General features: G+C 45.7%; 21 protein-coding genes and 4 pseudogenes. 14 read left to right on the top strand and 11 right to left on the bottom strand.

Annotation, left to right across the window (positions count from 1 at the left end; genetic code table 11):
• The first annotated feature begins 67 nt into the window (after nucleotides 1–67).
• Nucleotides 68–634, top strand: coding sequence for a Uma2 family endonuclease (locus J2S00_RS05690; RefSeq protein WP_188623284.1), 567 nt, complete (start codon nucleotides 68–70; stop codon nucleotides 632–634).
• Here the strand turns inward: J2S00_RS05690 and bioB are convergent.
• From bioB to J2S00_RS05655, 7 genes and pseudogenes are all read right to left on the bottom strand, one after another.
• Nucleotides 601–1632: a biotin synthase BioB gene (bioB, locus tag J2S00_RS05685; RefSeq protein WP_307336607.1), complete on the bottom strand. Its 1032-nt coding sequence runs from the start codon at nucleotides 1630–1632 to the stop codon at nucleotides 601–603. The two genes, J2S00_RS05690 and bioB, sit on opposite strands and share 34 nt — an antisense overlap.
• 22 nt (nucleotides 1633–1654) lie before the next feature.
• Nucleotides 1655–2350: a dethiobiotin synthase gene (bioD, locus tag J2S00_RS05680; protein ID WP_307336605.1), complete on the bottom strand. Its 696-nt coding sequence runs from the start codon at nucleotides 2348–2350 to the stop codon at nucleotides 1655–1657.
• Nucleotides 2350–3546, bottom strand: a complete 1197-nt coding sequence (bioF, locus tag J2S00_RS05675; protein WP_307336603.1) for an 8-amino-7-oxononanoate synthase — start codon at nucleotides 3544–3546, stop codon at nucleotides 2350–2352. The genes bioD and bioF overlap by 1 nt, the downstream gene beginning before the upstream one ends.
• Nucleotides 3539–4900, bottom strand: a complete 1362-nt coding sequence (gene bioA / locus J2S00_RS05670) for an adenosylmethionine--8-amino-7-oxononanoate transaminase (RefSeq protein WP_307336601.1) — start codon at nucleotides 4898–4900, stop codon at nucleotides 3539–3541. The genes bioF and bioA overlap by 8 nt, the downstream gene beginning before the upstream one ends.
• 3 nt (nucleotides 4901–4903) lie before the next feature.
• Complete coding sequence (locus tag J2S00_RS05665) at nucleotides 4904–5680, bottom strand: 6-carboxyhexanoate--CoA ligase (protein ID WP_307336599.1); 777 nt, start codon at nucleotides 5678–5680, stop codon at nucleotides 4904–4906.
• Entirely contained in the window at nucleotides 5649–6158 is a 510-nt protein-coding gene (locus J2S00_RS05660) for a hypothetical protein (protein WP_307336597.1), read from the bottom strand. The genes J2S00_RS05665 and J2S00_RS05660 overlap by 32 nt, the downstream gene beginning before the upstream one ends.
• A gap of 237 nt (nucleotides 6159–6395) precedes the next feature.
• A pseudogene (locus tag J2S00_RS05655) lies at nucleotides 6396–7895 on the bottom strand (glycoside hydrolase family 13 protein); the annotation flags it as partial.
• 165 nt (nucleotides 7896–8060) lie between these two features.
• Here J2S00_RS05655 and J2S00_RS05650 point away from each other — a divergent pair.
• A pseudogene (locus tag J2S00_RS05650) lies at nucleotides 8061–8343 on the top strand (IS21-like element IS5376 family transposase); the annotation flags it as partial.
• A 583-nt stretch (nucleotides 8344–8926) separates the two neighbouring features.
• Here J2S00_RS05650 and istB read toward each other — a convergent pair.
• From istB to istA, 4 genes and pseudogenes are all read right to left on the bottom strand, one after another.
• On the bottom strand, nucleotides 8927–9796 hold the full coding sequence (istB, locus tag J2S00_RS05640) for an IS21-like element helper ATPase IstB (protein ID WP_307336594.1): 870 nt from the start codon (nucleotides 9794–9796) through the stop codon (nucleotides 8927–8929).
• Complete coding sequence (locus tag J2S00_RS05635) at nucleotides 9781–10224, bottom strand: hypothetical protein (protein WP_307336591.1); 444 nt, start codon at nucleotides 10222–10224, stop codon at nucleotides 9781–9783. The genes istB and J2S00_RS05635 overlap by 16 nt, the downstream gene beginning before the upstream one ends.
• 54 nt (nucleotides 10225–10278) lie before the next feature.
• Nucleotides 10279–10383 (bottom strand): annotated as a pseudogene (locus J2S00_RS19880) (hypothetical protein); the annotation flags it as partial.
• Nucleotides 10384–10409: 26 nt separating this feature from the next.
• The gene (istA, locus tag J2S00_RS05630) at nucleotides 10410–11249 is read right to left on the bottom strand and encodes an IS21 family transposase (protein ID WP_307336588.1); all 840 of its coding nucleotides are present in this window, start codon (nucleotides 11247–11249) and stop codon (nucleotides 10410–10412) included.
• A gap of 477 nt (nucleotides 11250–11726) precedes the next feature.
• Between istA and J2S00_RS05625 the strand changes: the two genes are divergently transcribed.
• The 12 genes and pseudogenes from J2S00_RS05625 to J2S00_RS05570 all read left to right on the top strand — a co-directional run bounded on the left by J2S00_RS05625 (nucleotide 11727) and on the right by J2S00_RS05570 (nucleotide 25519).
• On the top strand, nucleotides 11727–12722 hold the full coding sequence (locus J2S00_RS05625) for a VOC family protein (protein WP_307336585.1): 996 nt from the start codon (nucleotides 11727–11729) through the stop codon (nucleotides 12720–12722).
• A 286-nt stretch (nucleotides 12723–13008) separates the two neighbouring features.
• A complete protein-coding gene (locus J2S00_RS05620; RefSeq protein WP_307336582.1) occupies nucleotides 13009–13740 on the top strand; it encodes a FadR/GntR family transcriptional regulator in 732 nt (243 codons plus the stop codon).
• Between the two features lie 283 nt (nucleotides 13741–14023).
• Nucleotides 14024–14566 carry an NADPH-dependent FMN reductase gene (locus J2S00_RS05615; RefSeq protein ID WP_307336579.1) on the top strand — a complete coding sequence of 181 codons (543 nt, stop codon included), beginning with the start codon at nucleotides 14024–14026 and terminating at the stop codon, nucleotides 14564–14566.
• A 98-nt stretch (nucleotides 14567–14664) separates the two neighbouring features.
• Nucleotides 14665–15630 (top strand): fumarylacetoacetate hydrolase family protein, encoded by a 966-nt coding sequence (locus J2S00_RS05610; protein ID WP_307336576.1) that lies wholly within the window; start codon nucleotides 14665–14667, stop codon nucleotides 15628–15630.
• Nucleotides 15631–15728: 98 nt separating this feature from the next.
• Nucleotides 15729–17093 carry an amidohydrolase family protein gene (locus tag J2S00_RS05605; RefSeq protein WP_307336574.1) on the top strand — a complete coding sequence of 455 codons (1365 nt, stop codon included), beginning with the start codon at nucleotides 15729–15731 and terminating at the stop codon, nucleotides 17091–17093.
• A gap of 251 nt (nucleotides 17094–17344) precedes the next feature.
• Complete coding sequence (locus J2S00_RS05600) at nucleotides 17345–17866, top strand: TRAP transporter small permease subunit (RefSeq protein WP_307336572.1); 522 nt, start codon at nucleotides 17345–17347, stop codon at nucleotides 17864–17866.
• A 3-nt stretch (nucleotides 17867–17869) separates the two neighbouring features.
• Nucleotides 17870–19195 carry a TRAP transporter large permease gene (locus J2S00_RS05595; protein ID WP_307336570.1) on the top strand — a complete coding sequence of 442 codons (1326 nt, stop codon included), beginning with the start codon at nucleotides 17870–17872 and terminating at the stop codon, nucleotides 19193–19195.
• A 111-nt stretch (nucleotides 19196–19306) separates the two neighbouring features.
• Nucleotides 19307–20446 (top strand): C4-dicarboxylate TRAP transporter substrate-binding protein, encoded by a 1140-nt coding sequence (locus tag J2S00_RS05590; RefSeq protein ID WP_307336567.1) that lies wholly within the window; start codon nucleotides 19307–19309, stop codon nucleotides 20444–20446.
• Nucleotides 20447–20635: 189 nt separating this feature from the next.
• Nucleotides 20636–21970 (top strand): amidase, encoded by a 1335-nt coding sequence (locus J2S00_RS05585; protein ID WP_307336564.1) that lies wholly within the window; start codon nucleotides 20636–20638, stop codon nucleotides 21968–21970.
• A 266-nt stretch (nucleotides 21971–22236) separates the two neighbouring features.
• A pseudogene (locus J2S00_RS05580) lies at nucleotides 22237–23382 on the top strand (tryptophanase); the annotation flags it as partial.
• A gap of 62 nt (nucleotides 23383–23444) precedes the next feature.
• Nucleotides 23445–24743: an MFS transporter gene (locus J2S00_RS05575; RefSeq protein ID WP_307336561.1), complete on the top strand. Its 1299-nt coding sequence runs from the start codon at nucleotides 23445–23447 to the stop codon at nucleotides 24741–24743.
• Complete coding sequence (locus J2S00_RS05570; protein ID WP_307336558.1) at nucleotides 24713–25519, top strand: DUF2797 domain-containing protein; 807 nt, start codon at nucleotides 24713–24715, stop codon at nucleotides 25517–25519. The genes J2S00_RS05575 and J2S00_RS05570 overlap by 31 nt, the downstream gene beginning before the upstream one ends.
• Nucleotides 25520–25521: the final 2 nt, after the last annotated feature.

Genomic DNA, 25521 nt, shown 5'->3' with positions numbered 1-25521 from the left:
AGAATGATATATAGATGTTTCGTGGTATAATGTTCTTAACAAACTTGTAAGCAAAGGTGGTGTTGCTATGAATTTGCCTCAAAAAAGCAAAATAAGTCTCGAAGAATTTTATAAAATGAGAGAGGAAACAAACGATTTGTTGGAATACGTAGACGGCATTGTTTTGATGACACCATCACCTTCCACGAAACATCAAAGAGTATCGGGAAGATTACAAGCAAAATTGTTTAATTTTTTAGAAGGCACCAATTGTGAAGTATTTAGTGCTCCTTATGACATTGAACTCAAAAAGGATGGCATAGAGGGAACTAAAATATTAGTGCCTGATTTATCCGTCATTTGTGATAAGCAAGGCTTACAAGAAAATAAGTTTGTTGGAGTTCCCGATTTAATTATTGAAATTCTAAGTCCATCTAATCAATCAAATGATTTAGTGACTAAAATGAATTTGTATATGCAATACGGTGTAAAGGAATATTGGATTATCAATCCTATGTTAAACGCAGTTCAAATTTACGTCCTAGATGAAAAAGGGCATTATCAACAAAAGGATATATTGAAAGAAATAGGAACTGTTGAGTCAGAAATACTAAAGGGATTTCAAGTAGAATTAGAAGACATATTTAGAGAATAATGCATTAACTCGATTTCAAAGCCCAGGTCCTCGATCATCTGATGGTCAGCCCGGGCTGTTTGGCCTTCCGTGGTTAAATAGTCACCCACAAAGATGGCATTGGCCGGATAGAGACCGAGCGCTTGCAGGGAGCGCAGGTTGACTTCCCGTCCTCCGGAAATACGAATCTCTTTAGAAGGGTTGATAAAACGGAACAGGGCGAGTACTTTCAAACAGTAGCGCGGATTTAACTCATCCATATTCTCCAGCGGCGTCCCCGGAATGGCGTGCAAAAAGTTGACAGGTATGGAATCTGCATCTAATTCCCTCAGGCTGAGGGCCAGATGATACACATCATCCCAGGTTTCCCCCATCCCAATGATGCAGCCTGAGCAAGGGGAGATGCCTGCCTGCTTCACATGTTGTACCGTGCGCACCCGGTCTTCGTAGGTGTGCGTGGTGGTGATGTGACCGTAATGGCTGGCACTGGTATTTAAGTTGTGGTTGTAGCGTTCCACCCCGGCTTCACGGAGCTTTTGGGCCTGCTCTTCTGAGATAATACCCAAACAACAGCAGATTTTAAGCGGCATTTCCTGCTTGATGGCTTTCACAGCTTCGACCACTTGCTCAATCTCCTTGTCCGTTGCACCGCGGCCGCTGGCCACAATACAATAGGTTCCCGCTTTGCGTCTTACCGCTTCCCGTGCCCCTTCAATCAGGGTTTCTTTATCCAATAAGGGATATTTTTCGATGGGCGCTTTGGACACAATAGATTGAGAACAGTAGCCGCAGTCCTCAGGACATAAACCGCTTTTGGCATTAATGATCATATTGAGTTTCACTTTATTGCCATAGTAGTGATAACGGACCCGGTAAGCGGCTTGCAACAGGGGCAGAAGTTCCCCATCTGGTGCACCGAGGATATGAAACGCTTCATCTTTGGTTAAAACTTCACCCCGCAAAGCTTTATCAGCGTATACTTCCCATACATTCACTCGTGCTTGTGAAAATATTGACAATCCACACGCCTCCTTTACAGTATTAGCAGTATGCATACAGCTCTTCCACATCAATGCACTTTGCAACCAACGCGGCCAGCGCTTGTGCTGAATGGTGTTCCGTACGGGGAATGATGCCCAAAACCGGCACATCTGACCATTCTTCTAATAGGGATGGGTTGGTATCTTGGGCTAAGTCCCCGGCCTCGGGATCATAACCGTTAAAAATCACGCCAGCCACAGCAAGCCCTTTGCTTTGAGCAAAATGAAGTGTTAACAGGGTGTGATTGATGGTACCCAGGTTAGGACGAGCCACTACAATCAAGGGCAAATCTATTAGTTTGGCCACATCGGCCACCAGATAATTGGGACCCATGGGAACTGCCAGGCCACCTGCCCCTTCCACCAGGAAAAAGGCATGACTGTCACGTACCTGATGCCACGCTTCTATCAGTTGGACGAAGCTGACTTCCCGCTGGGCCCTTTTGGCAGCCAGGTAGGGTGCGAGGGGTTCGTCAAACTGAAAGGGATTAATCTGCTCCACAGGGTTGGTATCCCCCGACATGGTTTTAAGCAGAAAAGCGTCACTGTGAGGATTTTCCCGCTGGATGCCGCTCATCATGGGTTTAAAGACGCCCACATCCTGCCCCTGTTGTTTCAGGTAAGCGGCAAGTGCTGCAGCCACGAAGGTTTTGCCCACCCCGGTGTCTGTGCCGGTAATAAAAAACCCTTTTGTCATCAGCTGATCACTCCCAATTCTTGCCCTACTTGTTTAAACTGAGCCAAAGCAAAGTCTAGTTGAGCCGTGGTGTGGGTGGCCATGACGGTACAGCGGATACGGCTCATCCCTTCCGGAACGGTGGGTGGCCGGATCGCCGGAGCATACACACCAGCTTCTTCCAGTCTTCGGCTGAACCGGACAGCGGTTTTGGCCTCACCGATTAACACGGCAATAATGGGGGTCTCCCCTTCAATCAGCCTGAAGCCATAAGACTTAAGTCCTTCGCGCAGATAGCGGGCATTGGACAGCAACTGGTGACGGAGGGCCGGCTCAGTACGAATGATGTGGATCGCCTCCAGGCTGGCTGCCACTACCCCAGGGGACAAGGCGGTTTGGAAAATGAAAGAGCGAGCCCGGTTCAGCAGGTATTCGATGACCGTTTGAGACCCGGCCACATAACCGCTCTCTGCTCCACAGGCTTTGGACAGGGTGCCCACCGACAAATGCACCCGCCCGCTTAAGCCGAAGTGTTCCACGCTGCCCGCACCAGTGTCTCCCAGCACGCCGGTGCCATGGGCATCATCCACCATCAGCCACGCCCCATATTGTTCAGCCAGGGAGACCAGCTCAGGAAGCGGGGCAATGTTGCCATCCATGCTGAATACGCCGTCCGTTGCAATCAAGGTACGCCGGTATTGTCCCCGGGTGTCACGCAACTTTTGGTGCAGGTCGTCCATGTCCACATGGCGGTAGACCATGGTGGCAGCCTTGCTTAAACGGCAGCCATCGATCATGCTGGCATGATTCAACTCGTCACTGAGAACGAGATCCCCTTTTCCAGCCAGGGCAGAAATGGTCCCGACGTTGGCCAAGTAACCGCAGCTGAACAGCTGGGCCGCCTCAGTGCCTTTCCAGGCCGCGATTGTTTGTTCCAGTTCTTCATGCAAGCGGAGATTGCCTGTAATCAAACGGGAACCACCGCTGCCCGTGCCAAACTGTTGGACCGCTTCGATGGCTTTGGCTTTTACCCGGGGATGGGTGGCCAGGCCTAAATAATTGTTAGTGGAGAGAAGTAACAGCTTTTTTCCTTCGACTACTATCTCGGGCTCTGCACCTGTTTCCACCGTGCGCAGGGTGCGGCGCAAGCCGTGTTGCTCCAGGAGGTCCAGCTCCTTGGTTAAGCTCTCTTCTTGGGTTAATGTCTGCTTAAACATAAACCTGTTCTCCTTGGGTGACCTGCTCAATGGACTGGCGCATGATGCAGATCATCTCCTGCAACTCCTCTCTGGTGCTGCACAGTGGAGGCATAAACACCAGTACATCGCCCATAGGCCGTGTCAGCATGCCCAGTTCCCGCATTTTGAGGGAGACGCGGTAGCCCATCCGTTTTTCCCAGGCAAAGGGCTGGCGGGTCTCTTTATCCTGAACCAGTTCCACTCCGGCCATCAGGCCAATCTGGCGTACCTCCCCCACATGGTCCAGGGAAGCAAGCTCTTGGAGCAACGGGGCAATAAAGGCAGCTTTTTCGGCCACCTGTTCTACTACGTTTTCCTGCTCAAACAGCTCCAAGTTAGCCAGAGCAACGGCACAGCCCAGCTGGTTGCCTGTATAGGAATGACCGTGGAAAAATGTTTTCAGTTCGGTGTAATCGGCATAAAAGGCTTCATAAACCGTTTCAGTGGTCAAGGTGGCCGCAATAGGCAGATACCCGCCGGTAATCCCTTTGGCTACGGTCATAATGTCGGGCCGGACATCTTCATGTTCACAGGCAAACATTCGCCCGGTGCGGCCAAAGCCGGTGGCCACTTCATCACAAATGAGCAGGACATCAAATTCACGGCACAAGCGGGCCACTTCGCTCAAAAATCCAGGAGGCATGGTGATCATGCCACCTGCCCCTTGAATCATGGGCTCCACAATCAGAGCTGCCACTTGCTGGTGGTGTTCTGTCAAAACGTGATGCAGCGCTTGTAAGCAGTCCTGCTTGCACTGTTCTCTATCCCGGCTGGGATGACGGTAAACGTAAGGATAAGGGACTTTAAAGCTCTTAAACAACAGAGGCTGATAAATCTGGTGGAACAAATCGATCGCACCGACGCTGACCGCTCCGATGGTGTCCCCGTGGTAGCCGTTTTTCATCGTGATAAATGTCTGTTTCTCTTTTTGACCGATGTTTTGCCAGTATTGGAAAGCCATTTTCAAAGCAATTTCCACCGCTTCCGCTCCGCTGTCCGAATAGAAGACTCTCGTCAGGCCTGGCGGGGTGATGTCCACCAGTTTTTCGGCCAGCAGGGTGGCAGGGACATTGGTCATGCCCAGCAAAGTAGAGTGGGCAATCAGCTCAAGCTGCTTTCTGATCGCTTCATCCAGTTCTGCCCTGCGGTGTCCGTGCACATTGAGCCACACAGATGAAAAGCCGTCATAATAGGATTTGCCTTGCGTGTCAGTCAGGCGGACCCCTTCACCGCTGGCAATAATCAGCGGATGCTGGTCGTAATCTTTCATTTGGGTAAAAGGCAGCCACAAATACTGTTTACTTTTTTCAATCAATGCTTGATGATCAAACATCTCTCAATCCTCCCAACCAATCCAAACGGGTGTTTGTTCCAGGAAAGTCAGATAAGTATCCAGGTCAACAGAGCGATGAATAAAGAAGACTCGCCCGCCATGCTCCTCACCGGGAGATTTAAGCCTGGTAATCCGGCAGTAGCCTAAGTGAGGTGCGGCCACATAGCCGGTCACGTAATCGGGGTCATCGGACCAGCACAGCTCAGCCACGGCACCTGGAGCGGCGCTTACTTTGGTGGCTAAGGCCAAAGCTTCTTTTGTTCTGGGATTGGTCAGGCCAGGATGCTGGTCTAGCCAGCGTTCATAACTTCCAGGCCGCCAATCGAGGCGGGAGACGCGGACTCCCCTTTCTCCCCGGTCATCCAGCCGTTCCCCTGTATGGGCATCGAGCACGACCGCCCCCCGCACATGGCCCATGGACTGGATCAGTTGTAACCCGAGCTTTCCGGCTGCCGGAGACACACCGCACTTGCCCACCAGAGTAAGCGCTAAGTCTCTTCCCGCCTCAACGGATGCAACCTGTTCCGTTTGAACGGGGAGCGGGGGAAGCAGCTTTAACTCTTCCCATGGGATCTCTTCAACAATCAGGTTTAGAAAATCAAACGGACCTCTGCTGTGATTGCTGGCTTTGTCCATTAACTCTAGCACGGCCTGGTTCACATCTGGGCTCTGGACCAGCCTTTCACCGCCGGAAATGTGTTTGCCACCCTGTTCATGGGGGCCCCCTTGGGCTGCACGCATGCGAATGCTATACAGAGTGGGAGTGTTTGTGTTTGCCATATTGTGCCTCCACGATGGTTTTGACCCGCTGTAACGTTTTATAGAGGGGCCAGACAAGCAGCACGGAGTACACCATACCGGGCAGGGCAGCCACAAGGAGGGGCCATGCGTCAATGCCCAGGGTGAGGGCCAGTACCCAGCGGGCAGCAGCCGTTCCGGCGGGGCCGGCCATCAACAGGACGGGAAGGGAGGGGCCTAGGATGGCCACCAACCCCCCGGCCACCAGACGGAAAACCATTGAAATTTCAAAATTAATGAAGTTATGAATACCGAGCAGCATTAAAATAAAGCTGGCAATGATCCCTGCTGTGATGTACCGCCAGAAGCCGAACACGGCTGCAATGGCAACTGCCAAGGGCGCCGAAAGCTGAAATTCTGCTCCGGGGATGCCAGTGGGCAGTTTAAATGATCCAGTGACAGCAATCATGCTGGCCAGAAGGGCAATTTGGGCTACATCGTAAGCTGTGAGTTTTTTCATGGTGACATCCTGCTTTCTGTGTTTCTGTGTGTTCTAAATGTTAACCATATAAATTAAACAGTTAACATTATAAGCCAATTATATCCAACATGGGCCAGGTGGTGTCAAGGGGGTGTTTATGTCGACTTTTGTCATTTTTTAGCGACAAAAAAAGGACCGCCCCGCAAGGGAAGCTCTTCCCTTGGGTGCAGCCCTGGGGGTTGTTGGACACCACGGCCTGCCTGTGGTGATGATGGATTAGCCATTGTTAGTGTGAGTATACTGATAGATCCGCGCTTCGTGGGGACGCAAGGTGACATGGCGGATAGAGTCCTGTTCTTTCACATCAGGATAGTTGGCCAAAATCAATTGCTTGTGCTCATCATCAAATCCCTTGGGCAGAGAAAAGGGGGTCTGGTGATCGGCGTGATTGAGGATGATCAGCCAGCACACATCATCCAGCGAGCGGGTATAAACATACAGATGTTCATCATCGCCAGAAAGGTTGTGGTAATCCCCGTAGACCATCACAGGGTGCTTTTTGCGCAAAGCAATCAGCTGTTGATAATAGTAGAAGATGGAGTTGGGATCAGCCAGGGCTTGCTCGACGTTAATCATCTTGTAGTTCGGGTTGACCTTGATCCACGGGGTGCCGGTTGTAAATCCTGCATGGGGCTGGTCATTCCATTGCATGGGCGTGCGGGAATTATCCCGGCTGAGCGGTTTCAGCTCTTCTAACACTTCCTGGGGATCCCGGCCTTTAGCCACTTCTTCCTTGTATTTGTTTTTCATGGCGATATCATTGTAATCATCAATCGAGTCAAAGTTGACGCCGGTCATGCCAATCTCTTCCCCTTGATAAACATAGGGGATGCCAAGCAGGGTGTGGATCATGGTGGCCAAAAGTTTGGCTGACTCCACCCGGTAAGGGCCGTCGTTGCCATAGCGTGTCACTTGGCGGGTATGATCGTGGTTGTTGAGAAATTGGGACACCCAGCCCCGGCCGTGGAACACGTCGTACCATGCTTGCTGGATCTCTTTAAAACGTTTCATGTCCCAGCGCGGCATTTCGTCGGCCACTTCAAAATGGAACAGGGTGTGCAGTTCGCGGCGGTCTTCCGCCACATATAAAATGCCCTGTTCCGGTTTAGCAAAGGCCACTTCTCCCACGGTCATAATATCGTAATGCTTAAGGACTTTGTCATGCATCTCCCGCAAATAATCATGCACACCGGGGTTGTTGGCCAGATAACGGATATCCTCCGGTTTGTCCGCATCAAGCAATACTTCAGGTTTGGCCAACAGGGCAATGGCATCCATGCGGAAACCATCAATCCCCTGATCAAGCCAGAAACGCATCATATCGTAAATGGCTTCCCTTACTTCAGGATTAGCCCAGTTTAAATCAGGCTGCTCCACTGCAAAAGAATGGAAGTAATACTGGCCGGTTGCCTCATCAAATTCCCAGGCAGACGGCGTGAAATAGGAGCGCCAGTTATTGGGCGGAGAGCCGTCCGGCTTGGGGTCCCGCCAGATGTACCAGTCCCGTTTAGGATTGTTGCGGGAGGAACGGGATTCAAGGAACCAGGGGTGCTGATCAGAGGTGTGATTGACCACCAGGTCCATAATGAGTTTCATGTCCCGCTTATGGACTTCCTCAAGCAGAGTGCGCCACGTGTCCATCGTGCCTGCTTTGGGCATGATTGAATAGTAGTCGGAAATGTCGTAACCGTTATCTTTATCGGGGGATTCATAACACGTAAAGAGTGCGGATTGGAAGGTAATACGTTCAGAAGCTTCCCTACTGTCACATGATGTGTCGCCTCATCCATCCCTTTTCATTCGTCTACCACAATGAGCGGGGTTAGGTTCGTATATTTGTGTAAAAATGAATTGGGCTCAAACAAAAAATGAGCCAATTAGCTTGGGTTGGATAGAAAAACAGTACGCAAATATATTTACGCTCAACAACCGCCCAAAAAGCAAGAACGAACGAAGCGAAAAAGTAAATTAGACCTATGAGATTAAAAGACGTGGCTACATCAGCGGTCGTACGATTTTAAAAGACTTTATGAAGCCATACCGTCAACAGCATCACAAATCATACACGGTTCGCTTTGAGACAGCTCCGGGTGAACAAATGCAAGTCGACTGGAAGTCCATTGGGCCTGTGATGATTGAGGGCCGGAAAAAAAAACTATCAGTATGAGTAAAATATCTGGGGAGGACACCAAGCGAAGCGCGGTGAAGAAAAACAAAAAAATCCATGAAGCGAGGCTCTCTTTCCGATTACAATAGAATGGCCAAAAAACAAATAAGGAAGGAGAGAGCCTATATGAAGCAGTTTAGCATAAATATCCCTACACTAGCGTTGCATTAATCTAATTCCATCATTGGGAAAACACAAAATGTTCAGAGTTATATTGTCCGGAGGACAAAAAAATCCTTAACACTGGAGGTACAGGTCGTTCCTGTCCAAATCCAACGTAAAGGACACAAGTTATGGACAAGGATACACTATTTTCGTCATTTGGTAAATGGGTTTCAACAATTAATTTTCAACAGTTTGAAGAACACGTTGAAGTGCTTGATCAAGACAAATGCACTAAGAAGCTAACAGCTAAAGCGTACCTCTGGTGTTTCTGCATGCTCATTTACATGAGAAAGAAAGTTTAAAGGGCAATCGCAGATGGCCAATGCCACTGAAAATCATTGATTCAACGACGATCCCTCTATCTTTGACAAACTACAAATGGGCCACTTTTCGGAGAACAAAATCTGGTGTCAAGTTACATTTGCGTCTCGTTTTTATGGATAAAGAGAGTGTTTATCCAGAGAAGGCGTGACACGTTGTGAGCGTCAAGTACAATTGAACAATTTTCGCTAAATAATTTTGAGCACCTAGTCATTTCCAATAATATGGTTTTCCTGTTTTTTAAACGATAACTGTCACCGGTTAGATGAATCACCTCGCTTTTATGGAGTAGCCGATCCAGAATGGCTGTGGTGATGGCCGGATCACCCAATAACTCTCCCCAATCTTCCGGCCCTTTGTTGGAGGTGATGATCACAGATGATTGGCCATAGAGTTTGTTGATGAGTTGAAAGAAAAGATTGGCTTCATGCCGGTTGATGGCCATAAACATCAAATCATCGATGATGACAAGATCTGACTGAGTAATTCTTTTCAATTTGATTTGGGCGCTTCTTGTTACTTCTTGGGTACGCAGCAACTCGATTAAATGATCCATGGTCACAAAGCTGACTTTGTATCCTTGCTGAATCGCTTCTACTCCTAAGCCAATGGCCAGGTGAGTTTTACCCACCCCTGGCGGGCCCAATAAGATGAGGTTATAAACCTGTTCAATCCATAAGAGTTCACGCAACTGTTGAAATTGCTGCCGGCTTAGGGCAGGCTGGGCGCTAATGTCGAACTCATCAAGGGATTGGTGGACAGGAAAGCCGGCCCACTTGAGTCGTTTAGCCAATTGTTTTTCTTCCCGCTTGCGTATTTCGTATCCCAACAGTTTCGTCAGAAACTGTTGATAACTGAATCCATTTGTTTCGGCTTCCATCAGTTGTTCCTCAATCACTTCGGCGATGGAGGCCAATTTGAGTGTTTTCAAGCTGTGTTTCAGTCGCACTAAGCATTCTGACATAGGCTCTCTCCCTCCAGGATACGAATGTAAACTTGAGGATCTCGAATTTCTGCTTTCACTTCCGAGTGTGATTGATGTCCGAGCATGGTGGGTTTGATCTCAGGTTGATGTTCATGCTGGTGTGCTTGTTGTCTCTGTGCTTGTTGCATAAAATGTTGCACTGCATCGCTGAAGGCTGCTGCACTGTACAGTTGGTATGTCAGACAGTAGGCTAAAGCTTGTCCAATCACTTCAGAATGATGGTTGGCTTTGTTCATGACTTCCTGTATCTTTTGCAATTGATCTCTCATATAACGCTGCTTCCGCTGATAGATTTCTTTCAAAAAGAGGGTGGCTTGATCCGGTTCTGGAAAACGCCCGGCCACTTGTTGCATCAACGCTTGAATCCCTTTGCTGCGGTCCCTTTTATGATTCGTATTTTGAATCAACTTGCCTTTTTCGTGGCAAATGGCATGTTGGGCAAGTACCTTGCCTGTTTCCCAGTCGTAGATGGTCAGGGTATCGTTTTGAATCTTTAGTCCAACGCTTTTACCCTTGTCATCATAGGTCCCTAGAGGGACCGAGTAGCGGTTCCCGGCATAAAGAATGGTATTGTCTTTTCGGACAACTCTTGTTATACTGGCTTTAGCTTGATTGATGTGGTATTTTTCTTGGACCGGGCGAAGGTAAAAACGTTCCTGTTGGACACTTCGGCCGGTATTTTTTTGGTTGTCTGATGCACTTTGCCATTGCCTGTTCGCTCAAGCCAGGCCAGACAGTCTTCACTCCATTGGGCCAGATTGTAATAGGTCCGGTGACGGGCAAAGTTCTTTTTCACATAGCCAACAACGTTTTCCACTTTTCCTTTGCTTTCCGGGTCGCCTTTGCGGCACATGTGAACCTTAAATGCCCTGTGCTTCAGATAATTGGCAAATTTTTTTGTGTAAATAAGATTTCCACCATTTTCACTCACTAAGATGAGATGGTCTTGATCATAAACAATTTCTTGAGGAAGACCGCCGTAAAAGGCGAAAGCTTGTTCATGAGCCTGAATGACATCTGCTGTTGTAAAGGGACGGTCCAGCCAATACACAAATTTGTAACGGGAATGGGATAATACACAAGCCATAAACCACAGTTTCTGAGGTTGATGAAACTGGTTCATCACGGTGACCTGACCAAAATCAACTTGCATTTGTTGTCCCATCGGTGGATCTTCAATCGCTTCATATTGCCGAGTCGTCTTTATTTTTGGAATGCTATATTCCTTTCTCAGTTGACTAACATAGCACCTGACGGTACTTTCACCGACCGTAAGGTCAGGATATCTCTCCTTAATCCAATCATGGATCTGTGCACTTGCAATGTCGGGATACTGTTTCAACCAGGTGATGAGCTTCTCTTTGATACAGTCTAATTTCTTTTGTCTCACTTCCATGTGCTCCAACATATCTTCAAATTCTTCAGGTGTCATATTGATATATTTGTAAACTGTATTGCGGCTAATCCCCAATCGTCTGGCAATTGCGATTTGTTAAGTCCCAGTTTCTTTAGCTGTTGAATCTCTAGGTACATGTTCCACCTTTCCATTTTATTCATATTTTCCTCTCCCAACCGTTTTGATGTTTTCAGTGATATGATACTGGGAGAGGAATGTTATGGTAAATGTGTTCACTGTTATCCAGCGATTTTTGTTAATTCTAATTTAGCATTCACACACTACCATCGAAACCTTTGAGGTTCCAAAAGACAGTCCGATTTGTCCGACTCCATGGTACTCTTAGGGACACCGCAGAAACGGACAGAAAATGTGTTCCGTCTCATCGAGACGGTCGTACGAATGTTAAATGTATATTTTTACCAAATGGACAGTACCACTTTTAGTTGGTTATTCACTTTTTAGCTCTTCGAGCTTAAATTGTTTATTGGGAATAGTCTGTACAAACCTACAATGACCTTGACAAAGCACGGAAAATTCCAAGTTGACAATTTAATAAATAATATAATAATATTAGTACAAATATTATTTTTAATATATTATATTTTTAACAAGAAGGAGAGTGAGACAATGCTAAATATTTTTAAATTAGGTTATGTTGATTTCTTTGTTAGAGATATGGAAAGTATGACAAGGTACTATTCTGACGTAATAGGGTTGACAGTTACGGAGCAAGACGGAGAAGGAAGGGTTTATTTAAGTACTGCGCTTGACCATCATAATATTGTCTTGACACCCTCGGATAAGACAGGAATAAATCGTTTTGGCTTCCAGTTTGAAGATACGATTACTATCAAAGAAGCACAGGATCATTTAAAAGAACTCGGTATTCAATCTGAAATAAAAACTGATGCAAGTCCAGGAGTGCCAGAGTTGCTTGAATTTACTGATCCTGAAGGGTATATTGTGGAGCTTTATCCTAAGATGACTTTAGCAACACCTGGTTTCAAAAATTCTGGCATTGTTCCCAACAAGGTTGGGCATTTGTCTTTAAGAGTAAAGGATGCCAAAAAACAAGTGGAATTTTATGAACAATTAGGATTTATCAATACAGATTGGATTGAATCTTACTTTGGTTTTATGACTTGCAACCAGGATCATCACGTACTTAATTTTTTCACTTCTGAAAAAGAAGGCATGCATCACTTGGCATTTGAGACGAGAAATTATCAACACTTAGTACAGTCTCTAGACATTTTGCGTCATAATAATATCAAAATAGAGTGGGGACCCTCCAGACATGGTGCCGGTCATAATGTGGCAACCTATCATTATGATCCAGAAAATAATCTAATTGAATTATTCACTGATGTGGATATCTACATTAAAGAGTTAAATTGTTTTGAACCGCGTCCATGGCACCGCGATTGTCCGCAAAGACCTAAGGTGTGGAGTACGGATGAATGCTTGTCTGTTTGGGGAGTGGATTTTGAAAAGGCATTGGTTTAAATGATGCATATTGTTAATATGTATGAGATCAGACAGGAATCCTGGACTTCAATGCCTGCAAAAGGATATGGCGTATCAAAGCCCTTGGGCCCCCTATTGGCACGCCTAAGGGCTATCAATTTTATTAACGCAGACCTCTGTTGAGATTGGTTAAGGTTTAGTGCGGGCCTACTGCTAGGTGCCGCACATTGACTCTTTGTATCGTTATGAGTATAATGTTAAAGTCTAAAAATATTATTTATTCAACTGGTCTATTCTTAAAAACAGATTTTTAAGAAGGGATATAATGGCACCTCGAAATTTAAGTGAACAATTATTACATGATATAGGCCAACAGATTGTCAATGAAGAATTACTGCCCGGTGATATTTTGCCAAAAGTTGAAGTGTTAAGCGAAATAAAAGGTGTAAGTCGGACAGTGGTTCGCGAGGCATTAAAAGGACTGATAGCCCGGCGGCTGGTGGAGTCCTCAACCAAGGTCGGTACTGTGGTGCGCGACCGTTCTGATTGGCAATGGTGGGATCCGGACGTCTTGTTATGGGCTTCAAGATCAAAAAAAAAGCGTCAGTTCTTGCTTCAAATTACAGAGGTCCGGTTAGCGATCGAACCTTCCGCAGTAAAGCTTGCAGCAAAAAACGCAACGGACGAAGATATTCGTCACATTCAAAAATGCTATCAAAGATTGGAAGAAACACTGGGTAATGATGAAGAATGGGTTAAAGCAGACTACGAGTTCCATAATAGTATCCTAATGGCTTCACACAATGAGATCATGTTCAGCTTGGTTAAAACATTACATATTGGTTTATTTCAAAGTAGACAGGAAACGATACGTGCTTTGAAAGAAGATCCGAGCCCCTCGTATGGAGAGCCGTCAGAAGAAGTGTTGGCGCGACATAAGTCTGTCATGGATGCGATATGCGCGCGTGATGAAAATCTGGCATATCAAAAAATGTATGAATTGCTCATGAGGGTCGTGGAATTAATTGAAAGAAGAAATGATGGAGAGAATATATAAATAGGCTCTTAATTTTAGTGGATAATATTAACAGACAGTTGTAAGCCGCTTATTCTGTTCTCATTTGACCAGAGGCGGCTTTTTTTACATTTATCAAAAAAATAATTTTCTTGACAGAATAAATAATAATATAATATTATTATTTAAAAATAAACAATTTTTAATGATGGGATGTGGTGAGGAAACTTATCAATACTATGTTACCTAGTATAACCCATTTCAACTATCTCATCATTGAAAAAATTTTTTAAACATAGATAATGAATGAAATGGAGGGAATACAATGGATGTTGCCGCCATTATCGGAAGCTTACGTAAAGAATCCTATAATAAAAAGGTTGTTGAGTTTATGCAGTCGCGCTATGAACGCAAAATGGAAATTGAAATCCTTCATATCCGAGATCTGCCGCACTTTGATCAAGATGTGGAAGAGGACCCTCCTCAACAAGTCAAAGTGTTTAAGCAGCGTGTGGCAGCAGCAGATGCCATACTGATTGCCACACCTGAATATAACCATTCTGTTCCGGGAGTACTGAAAAATGCCCTGGATTGGTTGTCCCGTGTTGATAAAGTATTAACGGGAAAACCGGTTTTGCTGATTGGTTCTACACCAGGGATGCTCGGTACAGTGCGTGCACAAATTCATTTGAGACAAATTTTGGCTTCACCAGGTCTCTCAGCAAAAGTGTTGCCTGGTAATGAAGTATTGATCAATTTCGTACATGAGAAGCTCGATGATCATGGACGACTCGTGCATCAACAGACGATTTCCTTTCTTGATGATGTCGTTAACCGCTTCATTGATTTTGTCAATGGTCAAACATAAATGGTAATCAGGCATAGTTCTATGTCCTCAGATCTTGATATTAATCTGAATTAATGTGGCATGAGTTTGTAAAAATAAATAAATTAGGAGGAAAATGTATGGGATATCATCTTGTTCGCTATCAGCACCAAGGCCGAATTAAATGGGGCATTGTCAAAGAAGAGATCATTTATGAAATTACAGGTACTTATGACACATTGGCGTCTTTTTTGAGAACGGGAGTGGATGAAGCCAAAAACATTTTATCTACTAAAGATCCAATGAGGAGATCTTTTGCTGAAGTAGAGATCCTCAGTCCGGTGACTGAACCAGCCCAGATAGTTTGTCAAGGCGCCAATTATGGGGCACACAGGGAAGAAGCGGGCTTGACAGGCCAACGCCCTCCTTTCAATTTAATTTTTACCAAAGCTTCTAGCTCCATGGTTGGTGCTTATCACGATATCTACCTCCCGGATCATGTTCAGCTTTTAGATTATGAGATTGAGGTTGGTCTAGTTATCGGCAAGGAAATCACTGAACCGATTAAAGTGACCATAGAGAATTTGCACCAGTATGTGGTGGGGGTTGTATTGGGTAATGATATTTCTGCCCGTGACATCCAGTTAGCGGAGGGACAATGGTTTAAAGGGAAGAGCTTCCGCACGTTTTGTCCAGTCGGTCCATTTCTGTATCTGTTTGATCAAGATGAAGCCCACTACATTCACAATCTTGAACTTACTCTGTCAGTAAATGGGCAGGTAAGGCAAACGTCTAATACGGCATTCATGCTATACAAACCTGAAGAAACCTTGACACATCTATCACAAATTATGAATCTGTATCCTGGGGATTTGTTACTTACCGGTACTCCTGGAGGAGTAGCCTTGAAACTTACATCTGAGGAGCTGGAGACGCTATGGAATCCTTTTGCTCCCTATGATGAAAAAATGGAGCTGATTATCAAAAGCCAAAAAAATAATCCTGACTATCTGAAAGTTGGAGATGTGATCAAATGTACAGCCAAAAGCACTGATGGAAAAATCAATTTAGGGACTCAAGAAAACCGAATTGTCAGAAAATCATGAAAATGGAGATCCTTTTGTGAAGATAGTTGAAAGCGAGATTGACGATTAAGGGATTATTTGTCAGGCCCTAAAAAAGTTCAGGAAAGGAGAGTGGGACGATGTCTGAAAAGAAGCTTTTTAAAGACGGATGTGTTATTACGCTTGATAAGACTTTGGGAGATTTTAAAAAGGCGGATGTTTTGGTTGAAGGAAGCAAAATCGTGGAGGTCCGACCGAGAATTGAAGTTGGATCTGATTTCGAAGTGATTGACGCTTCAAATATGATTGTGATGCCTGGTTTTGTCGATACTCACCGTCACACCTGGGAATCAGTGATTCGCAATGTTGGGGCAGACTGGTCTTTAATGAAGTATTTGAACAGCATTTATTTTGGGAATATTGGAGCTAAGTTGCGACCGGAGGATGGCTATGTCGCCAATCTTTTAGGAGCACTGGAAGCCTTGGATGCTGGCGTGACTACCATATTGGATTGGTCCATGATCATTTCTCCTGACCATGCCTATGAATTGATCAGAGGACTGCAAGAATCTGGGATCCGGGCTGTTTTTGCATACGGGATTCCGGGTGACGGAGACTACTGGTCCAGAGAAAGTCAAATCAGGCATTCCGAGGACAGTCGGCGGGTGAAGAACAGCTATTTTTCTTCAGATGATCAATTGCTAACAATGGCGCTGGCCATTAGAGGGCCAGAATTCAGTTCATGGGATACGGCAGTTGATGATATTCAATTAGCACGAGAACTGGATGTGCTTTGCAGTATGCATTTGGGTTTTGGAAGCTGGGGATCTGTTGACCGCTCCATTGAAAAGCTCCAGCAGGCAGATCTATTAGGGCCGGATTTGAACTTTGTTCATGCCAATTCAATCAGTCCAGAAGAATTTAAAATGGTCGCTGATGCTGGAGCTTCCATCTCGGTAACACCGGAAGTTGAGATGATGATGGGACATGGCTATCCACCAACTGGATTGATACTGGAGAATGGCGGCAGGCCTGCACTGGGGGTTGATGTGGTCACTTCCACAGGTGGTGATATGTTTGCGCAGATGAAATTCGCATTACAAGCTGAGCGAGCACGAATAAATGATAAGGTGCTGGCTGAAGGAAAAATGCCTGAGAAGTTGAATCTCACAGCCAGAGAAGTACTTGAATTTGCCATAACAGAAGGAGCAAGGGTGTTAAAACTGGATCACAAGATAGGTACTCTGTCACCTGGCAAAGAGGCGGATATCATTATGATTCGAACCACTGATTTGAACCTCTACCCAGTGAATGATCCAATTGGTGCTGTAGTGCAATGTGCGCATGCCGGTAATGTGGATTCTGTTTTTGTAGCAGGTCAGGCAGTGAAGCGGGACGGAAAGATGCTGAAAGAAAACATGGATCGTATTTTCGGATTGGCAAAGGAAGCAAGGGATCACATATTTGCTAAGTATGGGAACCCTGACGGCCTCTGGCTGCTCTAAAAAATGGTATAGGTCCTTTTTTGAGAAAAATTATTTCCCAGGGTTAATATAAAACACCTCTTCGTTTGGTGTAGTGAACTTGTCCAAAACACTACCATACCGAAGAGGTGTCTCCTATATCTTAGCAGGGATCAACATTAACATTGGATATCAGCCCTTCACCTGCGAAATGATCAGTGAGTTTATTTTTGTCTTATGTTGAAGTTGTCTTCTGATTAAATAGGTGGCCTCATTTCCGAGGAGGTGCTTTTATGGAAAATAAACAAAGTCACAAGCTTAGAAAAATATTTGATTCAATGATTGCAAACTTGTGTTTTATCGGAGCGGTTTGGATTGTTTTTTTGATGGTGATTATTTTTGCTGATGTCGTTGGGAGGGGATTATTTAATACTCCCATTCCTGGGATTCCGGAAATCGTAAAAAATTCAATCGTAGGTCTTACGTTTTTACAAATCGCTCACGTTTTAAGGAAAGGACGGCATATCCGCACGACGGTTATTTATGATCGTGTACCGCAATATTGGAAAAAGGTGTTGGATACGATGGCTAGTTTGGCCGGTATGATTGTTTTTATAATGATTTTTTTCGCTACACTGGAACCGGCTTATCGAGCATTCGTAACATGGAATTTTGAAGGAAATTACGTGCGCATTCCTACGTTTCCCACATACGCGCTAATTTTGCTGGGGAGTTTGCTGATGACGTTGCAGTTTGCGTTGAGTATGTACGATTCACTAAGAAGACCTCGGGCAAAGACTGACAAGGGGGCATAGACCGTGGGATCCATCGTAATAGGCCTGTTAACGTTTATTCTTCTAGTCATTCTCATATTTTTGGGGATGCATGTTGCTGTTGCCTTGGGATTAATGAGTTTTTTGGGGGTATGGTTAACCATTGGAGATTTCAAAACAAGTATGACCATTTTAAGTAATACAGCTTATTCCGCTGTAAATGATTATACATTTGCTGTAATCCCCCTTTTTGTCTTGATGGGCGTGTTTACCACTATGTCAGGGACCAGTACCGAGATCTATAATGCCTTTCATGCCCTCCTCAGAAAAATACGTGGAGGACTGGCGATGGCGACCGTTGGGGCCAGCGCTGTGTTTGCCACAATCACAGGGGTTAGTGTGGCCTCGGCATCTGTTTTTAGTAAAGTCGCCATTGATCCCATGACACGCTTGCATTATGACAAAAAAATGGCCCTAGGTTCTGTTGCCGGAAGCTCGGTATTGGGCATGCTGATTCCTCCAAGTCTCATGTTCATTGTTTACGGCATGATCGCCCAAGAGTCTGTGGGTAAACTCTTTATTGCAGGTATGATACCTGGAATTGTTCTTGCTGTCACATATTGCGTGGGAATCTATGTTATGGCCACGCTTAAACCGGAATTAGTGGGGGGAAAGAAGGCAACTGAAGGCCAGCAGGGATGGTCCAAGGAAAATATTAAAATTTTTCTCAAGCCTTTAGGAGCGGGTGTGTTAGTGGTTGTCATGCTCGGTGGGCTATATGGAGGTTGGTTTACACCTACAGAGGCTGGTGCTGTTGGGGCGTTTGGAGCCTTTCTTCTTGTTCTATCTAAACGCAAATTAACAATCAAAAAGCTGAAAGAGATACTCATTGAAACGGGCTACACGTCAGCAAGTGTTCTTTTACTCCTCATAACAGCAATGATGTACTCCCGTATGCTGGGGGTCACCGGTGTCCTCGCAGAACTGAACACATTTATTGAGAAACTTTCTGTGTCACCTGTAATACTGATTATCATCTTTTTACTCATTATCATATTACTCGGAACGATCCTTGATTCTGTGTCAATTTTATTGATAACGATGCCAATGATGTTACCGTTTGTTCATTCGATTGGGTTTGATCCCATTCTTTTTGGAGTGCTCGTGGTAATCGCTGCAGAAATCGGATTGCTAACGCCTCCTTTTGGGCTCGTCGTTTATTCTATGAAATCTGCTTTAGGTGATAAGGCAAGTATCGAAGAAATATTTATAGGTGCTTTTCCATTTATTTTAATGATGATCTTCGTGATAGGGCTCATATTGTTATTTCCCCAGATTGCTACTTGGCTGCCGAGCTTTATGGAGGTCTGAGCAGATCATGTAAGACCACTCCAAGATTATCCTAGGGGAAACAGACCACGTTGATGTTCAAGATCAACGGTGGTTTGTATAATCATGATTACTCTAAGGAGGTTTTTTCCAATGAGATCAAGTAGTCGTGAACGTCTTCTCATTCTGTTTGTCAGCATGGTCGTGGTAATGCTTCTGGTTGCATGCGGGCAATCTACGGAGACGGGTGGTGAAAGTGCGAATGGTGGTGAGGGTTCTCAGGTCGCAGGTGATTCCGAAAAAACCGTGATTACTTTGCGGATTGGTGCTGGAGCTCCATTGGAAAGTTCGGTGTGGCTGCATCCTATTAAAAATTATTTTATGCCAGAGGTTGATCGGGCTTTAGAATCAACGCCATATGAAATCAATTGGGTTGAAAATTGGGGTACTATTACTAACATGAGTGGAGAATTGGAAACGATTGAAGCAGGAATTTTGGATGTAGGATTCATGACTGCTGCTTTTCAACCAAGACATTTGATGATTTCGAGCATGGGTTTCAATACTCCTTTTTCCAGCAGTGATCCAGAAATTATTGCTGAAGTGGCTATGAGAATGAAAGATGAATTTGAAGAATTTGCAGGAGAATACGACGCTGTTAACGCAAAATTATTGGGATTTGCGATCTCGGAGAATTACTCTTTGATTACGACTTTTCCAGTAGAGAAAATGGAAGATATGGAAGGACGAAAGGTTGCTGGCGCCTCTGCAAACCAAAGATGGTTACAAGCCTCTGGGGCCATCCCCGTACAAAGCGCATTGACCGAGGCTTATCAAAGTCTGCAGTCAGGTGTTTATGAGGGGTGGGTAATCTTTACCAGCTCAGTGATGGGATTTAGGTTATACGAGCAAGCTAAATATTTGACAAATGTTAATTTTGGTTCTATGAATCTGGGCGGGCTGGTTGTCAATAATGATACTTGGAATAGCTTGCCTCCCGAAGTTCAGAAAGTTTTTGAAGAAGTAGGTAGTGAATTTACGTATCGAAGCGCTAAATATGCAAAAGAAGTGGAACAGTCTAATTTCGAAGAAATGGAAAAGCAGGGGGTTCAGATTTCTAATCTTCCACTGGAAGAAGAGAAGCGGTGGGCTGAGAGATTGGTCGGAATGCCGCAAGACTACGCTGAGGAAATGAACCAAGCCGGTTTACCAGGAACGGAACTAATGCGGGCTTTTATTCAATTTCAAATTGATGCTGGGCATGAGTTTCCCGTACCATACGAAATCGAGTAACCGGATTACTCCAATAACCATGAGCAAGCGTTTATTTGTGAATTTTAAGAAGCATCTTACCAGTTCATCAGTAAGATAAACATCAACATAAGGGACCGTATCATGTATATATGAAAAAGTAAATGAACCCGTGTTTAAAAATTGATTGTGATCATATCAATAAAAAATGGTGTCGAGGAGGCTTACATGATGGATAAAATTACACAACTTAGTATTCTCCAAATGGCAGAACGGATTTCCAAAGGTGTACTTTCTCCTGTAGAGATTGTCAAAGCACATCTGGAACACATTGACCAGCTGGAGGCTGACATTAAGGCTTGGAAACTAGTTGACAGAAAAAGGGCCTTGGAGACTGCCGAGCTCCTTGCTGAAGAGGTGAGACTAGGAAGGATTAGAAGTCCGCTGCATGGCATTCCGATTGGAGTAAAGGATAATATAGACGTGGCTGGTTTACCAACTCAAGTAGGGAGCAAGGTTTTTCAACATGCCAAACCGGCTCAAAAAGATGCAAAGATCGTGGCTAAGCTCAAGGCACTCGGTGCAATTATACTGGGTAAGACCCATACGACTGAATTTACATGGTTCGACCCGGCCCCCACTAGAAATCCGTTCAATCATAACCATACGCCTGGCGGTTCCAGCAGCGGATCAGCGGCTGCTGTTTCTGCCGGAATGGTCCCGCTCGCTATCGGCAGCCAGACTGCTGCATCGGTTTGCAGACCGGCAGCTTATTGCGGAATAAGCGCACTTAAACCTTCCTGGAGAAACCTCCCAACAGATGGGGTTTTTCCTCTTGCTCCAACTTTTGATTCACTTGGTTTTTTTGGCCGGACTTGGGATGACGTGAGCTTAGCCTATGAAGTCTTTCATCAACACGGTCATCAAGAAAAAATGAATCTGTCTCATCATTCTGTGAAAATATTAAAGGTAGGGATTGTAGAAGACCCTCTTTATCAACGAGAGGGCTCACCACATGCAATTAAAGTGGTAAAACAAATTTCCAAACTATTTGAAGAGGCGGGACATGCTGTAGAACGGGTTACGCCACCTCATCCGTTTGATGATTTTATTACATTACACAGGCAAGTAGTTGCTTATGAAGCGGCGGAATATCACGGTGCGACAGTTCAAACCAACAAAGCCAACATCGGTCATCATTTTGTGGAATTGGTTGAAAGCGGTATGGCCATAACAAAAGAAAGCTATGAAAAGGCACGCAGGTTAATAGAGGAGATGAAAGCAGACACCTGGAAAGCCTTTCAACCTTATGATGTGCTGATATCTCCTCCTGTTCCTGCATCTGCACCGAAGAGGCTTGATACAACAGGTCCTCCCAATTTTACGACACCCTGGACAGTGTTAGGAGGTCCTCTTTCAGTGATTCCGGTTGCATTGGACTCTAATGGACTTCCGTTGGCCGTCATGCTTGCCGCAGCACCAGGAAACGATACGGAATTAATCCAAATAAGTAAATATGTAGAACGGATGAAGGGGTTGAACCTGAAACAACTGTCCCAGGCCTGAGGACATTGTCCCTATTGAGGGGGAGATTCGTGAAGGTTTGCTGAACAGCTTGCAGCATTTGGGCTACTTGAAATCTGAGGCAGCTGATTCTGATGATTTACTGAGAAAAGTGGATGTATAGTTTTAAAAAGTGTTTTATTGTTCAATTTAAAAAATATAAAATGAAAATAAGATCGTGCCCGGCGTTGATGCTACAAAGAGTGCATGCGCGGGTTTCTGTGATGAGCTGAGAAATCCCCTTGTTGAGCTGAGCAGAGCAGTACCAGCACTTAAAGGAAGTGAGCCAACAGCTGTTTGGACACCGTTATATTTTGCCTGTCCACCAGGGCCGGGGAGCGGAACAAGTGTTGTTTCCCTTGTTAATCAACGAGGCTAAGCCGCTGGTGTTGGGCAATATGCACTTTGATACCACCCGTGCTCACATTCAATTGGCTGGTGGGGAAGGCATCGACTTGGTGATTAAGGAGGCCTACCAGAGCGCGAACCCTCATCCGTTTAAGGGTAACATTGATCTCACTCAGTTATCCGCCTATTTGGAAAAAGAAGGTGACCGTGTGGCCATGATCATTATGACCGTCACATGCAATGGGGCAGGTGGGCAGCCTGTTTCCATGACCAACCTGAAGGAGGCTTATCAGCTGGCACGGAAGTATAATGTTCCGCTTATTTTGGATGCGGCCCGCTTTGCTGAAAACGCCTATTTTATCCGCCAGCGTGAAGAAGGGTATACCCACAAAACCATCGCAGAAATCGTGAGGGAAATGTTCCGCTATTGTGATGGGTTTACCATGAGTGCCAAAAAGGACGGGTTGGTCAATATTGGTGGTTTACTGGGCATTAAGGAGAACGAGGAGTGGGCTTTAGAGTGCCAAGCCAGGCTAGTCGCTTATGAGGGGTTTCCCACCTATGGCGGTTTGGCCGGGCGGGATATGGAAGCCTTGGCCGTGGGCCTGACCGAGGTGATCGAACCGGACTATCTTGAACAGCGGATCGGACAGGTGAGGCGCTTAGGGGAGGATTTAATCAAGCGAGGGATTCCTATTCAGCAGCCGGTGGGAGGCCATGCGATCTTTGTTGATGCGGGTCAGGTGTATCCCCACATTCCCAAGGACCAGTTTCCGGCCCAGGTCCTGGCTTGCCAGTTGTATATGGCAGCGGGTGTCCGGGGAGTGGAAATTGGCTCTTTACTTTACGGCCGCCACCCTCAAACAGGGGAAGATGGATGTTCACCGGTGGAGTTTTTGCGTCTGACCATTCCCAGACGTACGTATACGGACAATCACATGCGTGTGGTGGCTGAGGGATTGTCAGCTGTGATGGAAGGAAGCGGGGAGCATAAGGGTTTACAGTTGGTGTATGAAGCCCCCATTCTGCGCCATTTCACCGCACGCCTAAAGCCGGTTTGTTCATGATAGACAAAACATAAGTCAATATGATAGATTGACAGTTAGTAGAAGATCACAGCAAGAAACGTATGGCTGGTGAAAGAAGGAAAGGGGCTGTCAGATTGGAAGAAAGTCCACAGGCAACTGAACACAGAAGTGAACATCACAATAAATCCACACCGGAACAAATGACAAGCCCCAATCATCCCACTTACCGGTTTATGGTACTGGTGGTGATGGTCGGTATTGCTGGCTTTTCCCAGGGCATGCTGTTGCCTGTCCTGGCTGTGATGCTGGAGGGCATTGGTGTACCTCCAGCGCTTAACGGTTTGAATGCCGCCGCACTGTACATTGGCATTCTGCTGGCCTCCCCTTTTATTGAAGCCCCTGTACGTAATTATGGCTACAAACCGGTCATTGTGATCGGCTTAACGTTGGTACTGGTTTCTATTATACTATTTCCTTTCTGGCAGGTGTTTTGGTTCTGGTTCATGCTGCGGGTCATTGTCGGCATGGGAGACAATATGATTCACTTTGCCACTCAAGTGTGGATCACCTCAACCAGCCCGGCTGAGAAAAGGGGACGTCAGATTGCTATTTATGGCTTGGCCTTTGGCCTGGGATTCGGCATCGGCCCCTTGATGATGCACCTGTTAACAATTAATGAGCTATTGCCTTTTTTTGTGGCCACGGTCACCAATGTGTTAGCCTGGTTGATGCTCATCACGCTGCGCAATGAGTGGCCGGAGTCCCATGTAGAAACCGCATCCGGTCTTGGGACCTGGCAGCGTTATCGCACAGTTTTTAAGCGTTGTTGGTTTGCGTTGTTGCCTTGCTTTGGTTATGGTTTTTTGGAAGCGGCGCTGCATGGCAACTTTCCGGTTTACGCCTTGCGGTCGGAGATAGATATTGGCTGGAGCGCGATCCTTCTGTCTTCATTTGTGGTTGGCAGTCTGATCACACAATTGCCGCTGGGGATTTTAAGTGACCGTATTGGGCGTCGGCGATTGCTGTTGATCGTCACCGGAACGGGGGCGTTAACCTTTATCAGTTCTGTGTTTGTGGAGCACAATATGTGGTTGTTGCTGGGCACTTTTGCTATCACGGGCGCACTGATTGGCTCCTTGTTCTCACTGGGGGTTGCCTATCTGGCTGATCTGTTGCCCAAGAGCCTTTTACCTACAGGAAATGTGATGGCTGCGGTTTGTTTTGCCATAGGGAGTATAGTAGGTCCGCTGGTTGGTGGATTGTTCATTCAGTGGTTTGCCCAAGGCAGTTTGTACTATGCAATTGGGGGCATGCTGTTGTTTATCTTCATCAGCGGCCTGGTGTTCAGGGAGCAAAGGAGGTTCACATCATGCAAGCAAGCGGCATGGTTAAGGGATTGACCCATCAATACGGGGATCCTTTGCAATATTTTTTACAGTTAGGGGATGAAACACTTCCATTGAACCATGTATTGGGCGAACAGATTCGTCTTCAGTTTACAGGAGAGATCGAATGTGTGTATTGTGGGCGCAAGATTAAAAAAACGTATAACAACGGCAGCTGTTACGTCTGTTTTAAAAAGCGGCCGGAAAATGACATGTGTATTGTCAAGCCCAGCTTGTGTCACTTTGACGAAGGGACATGCCGGGATGAAACATTTGGGGAACAGCACTGCATGATTCCCCATTATGTTTATTTGGCCTTAAGCAGTGACGTGAAAGTGGGCCTGACCCGTAAAAACAATGAATTAAAGCGCTGGGCTGATCAGGGAGCGATCAAGGCGATTCCTATTGCTGAGGTGCCTAACCGCAAAACAGCCGGAGAGCTTGAACTGGCCCTGGCTGATTACTTGCCAGACAAAACCAATTGGCGCAAAATGCTCAAAGGGGAATTTAACGATGTGGACCTCAAACAGGTTCGGGATGATGTGCTTGAATTTGTGCCGGAGTCATTTAAGCACTATGTCCTAACTGAAGAGGAGATTGTCCAGTTTACCTATCCCATCCTGGAAGCGGTGGGTCAAATCAAGTCTTACAATCTGGACAAGCAGCCTAAGATTGAAGACCGGTTAATTGGTATCAAAGGCCAGTATCTGTTATTTACAAACGGCGTGATTAATATGAAAAAGTACTGTGGGTATCATGTGCAAGCAAAGGTAGTTTCAACAGGAGGATAGTA

Source organism: Caldalkalibacillus uzonensis, from assembly GCF_030814135.1.
Lineage (GTDB): Bacteria > Bacillota > Bacilli > Caldalkalibacillales > Caldalkalibacillaceae > Caldalkalibacillus > Caldalkalibacillus uzonensis.
The sequence above is the reverse complement of the archived record's forward strand: the minus strand, read 5'-3'. Positions and strand labels throughout refer to the sequence as shown.

What these genes read in the sequence shown, in the direction of transcription:
- J2S00_RS05690 (WP_188623284.1), top strand. Translation starts at nt 68, where the DNA reads ATGAATTTGCCTCAAAAAAGCAAAATAAGTCTCGAAGAATTTTATAAA.
- bioD (WP_307336605.1), bottom strand. Translation starts at nt 2,350, where the DNA reads ATGACAAAAGGGTTTTTTATTACCGGCACAGACACCGGGGTGGGCAAA.
- bioF (WP_307336603.1), bottom strand. Translation starts at nt 3,546, where the DNA reads ATGTTTAAGCAGACATTAACCCAAGAAGAGAGCTTAACCAAGGAGCTG.
- bioA (WP_307336601.1), bottom strand. Translation starts at nt 4,900, where the DNA reads ATGTTTGATCATCAAGCATTGATTGAAAAAAGTAAACAGTATTTGTGG.
- J2S00_RS05665 (WP_307336599.1), bottom strand. Translation starts at nt 5,680, where the DNA reads ATGGCAAACACAAACACTCCCACTCTGTATAGCATTCGCATGCGTGCA.
- J2S00_RS05660 (WP_307336597.1), bottom strand. Translation starts at nt 6,158, where the DNA reads ATGAAAAAACTCACAGCTTACGATGTAGCCCAAATTGCCCTTCTGGCC.
- istB (WP_307336594.1), bottom strand. Translation starts at nt 9,796, where the DNA reads ATGTCAGAATGCTTAGTGCGACTGAAACACAGCTTGAAAACACTCAAA.
- istA (WP_307336588.1), bottom strand. Translation starts at nt 11,249, where the DNA reads ATGACACCTGAAGAATTTGAAGATATGTTGGAGCACATGGAAGTGAGA.
- J2S00_RS05625 (WP_307336585.1), top strand. Translation starts at nt 11,727, where the DNA reads ATGACCTTGACAAAGCACGGAAAATTCCAAGTTGACAATTTAATAAAT.
- J2S00_RS05620 (WP_307336582.1), top strand. Translation starts at nt 13,009, where the DNA reads ATGGCACCTCGAAATTTAAGTGAACAATTATTACATGATATAGGCCAA.
- J2S00_RS05615 (WP_307336579.1), top strand. Translation starts at nt 14,024, where the DNA reads ATGGATGTTGCCGCCATTATCGGAAGCTTACGTAAAGAATCCTATAAT.
- J2S00_RS05610 (WP_307336576.1), top strand. Translation starts at nt 14,665, where the DNA reads ATGGGATATCATCTTGTTCGCTATCAGCACCAAGGCCGAATTAAATGG.
- J2S00_RS05605 (WP_307336574.1), top strand. Translation starts at nt 15,729, where the DNA reads ATGTCTGAAAAGAAGCTTTTTAAAGACGGATGTGTTATTACGCTTGAT.
- J2S00_RS05600 (WP_307336572.1), top strand. Translation starts at nt 17,345, where the DNA reads ATGGAAAATAAACAAAGTCACAAGCTTAGAAAAATATTTGATTCAATG.
- J2S00_RS05590 (WP_307336567.1), top strand. Translation starts at nt 19,307, where the DNA reads ATGAGATCAAGTAGTCGTGAACGTCTTCTCATTCTGTTTGTCAGCATG.
- J2S00_RS05585 (WP_307336564.1), top strand. Translation starts at nt 20,636, where the DNA reads ATGGATAAAATTACACAACTTAGTATTCTCCAAATGGCAGAACGGATT.
- J2S00_RS05575 (WP_307336561.1), top strand. Translation starts at nt 23,445, where the DNA reads ATGGCTGGTGAAAGAAGGAAAGGGGCTGTCAGATTGGAAGAAAGTCCA.
- J2S00_RS05570 (WP_307336558.1), top strand. Translation starts at nt 24,713, where the DNA reads ATGCAAGCAAGCGGCATGGTTAAGGGATTGACCCATCAATACGGGGAT.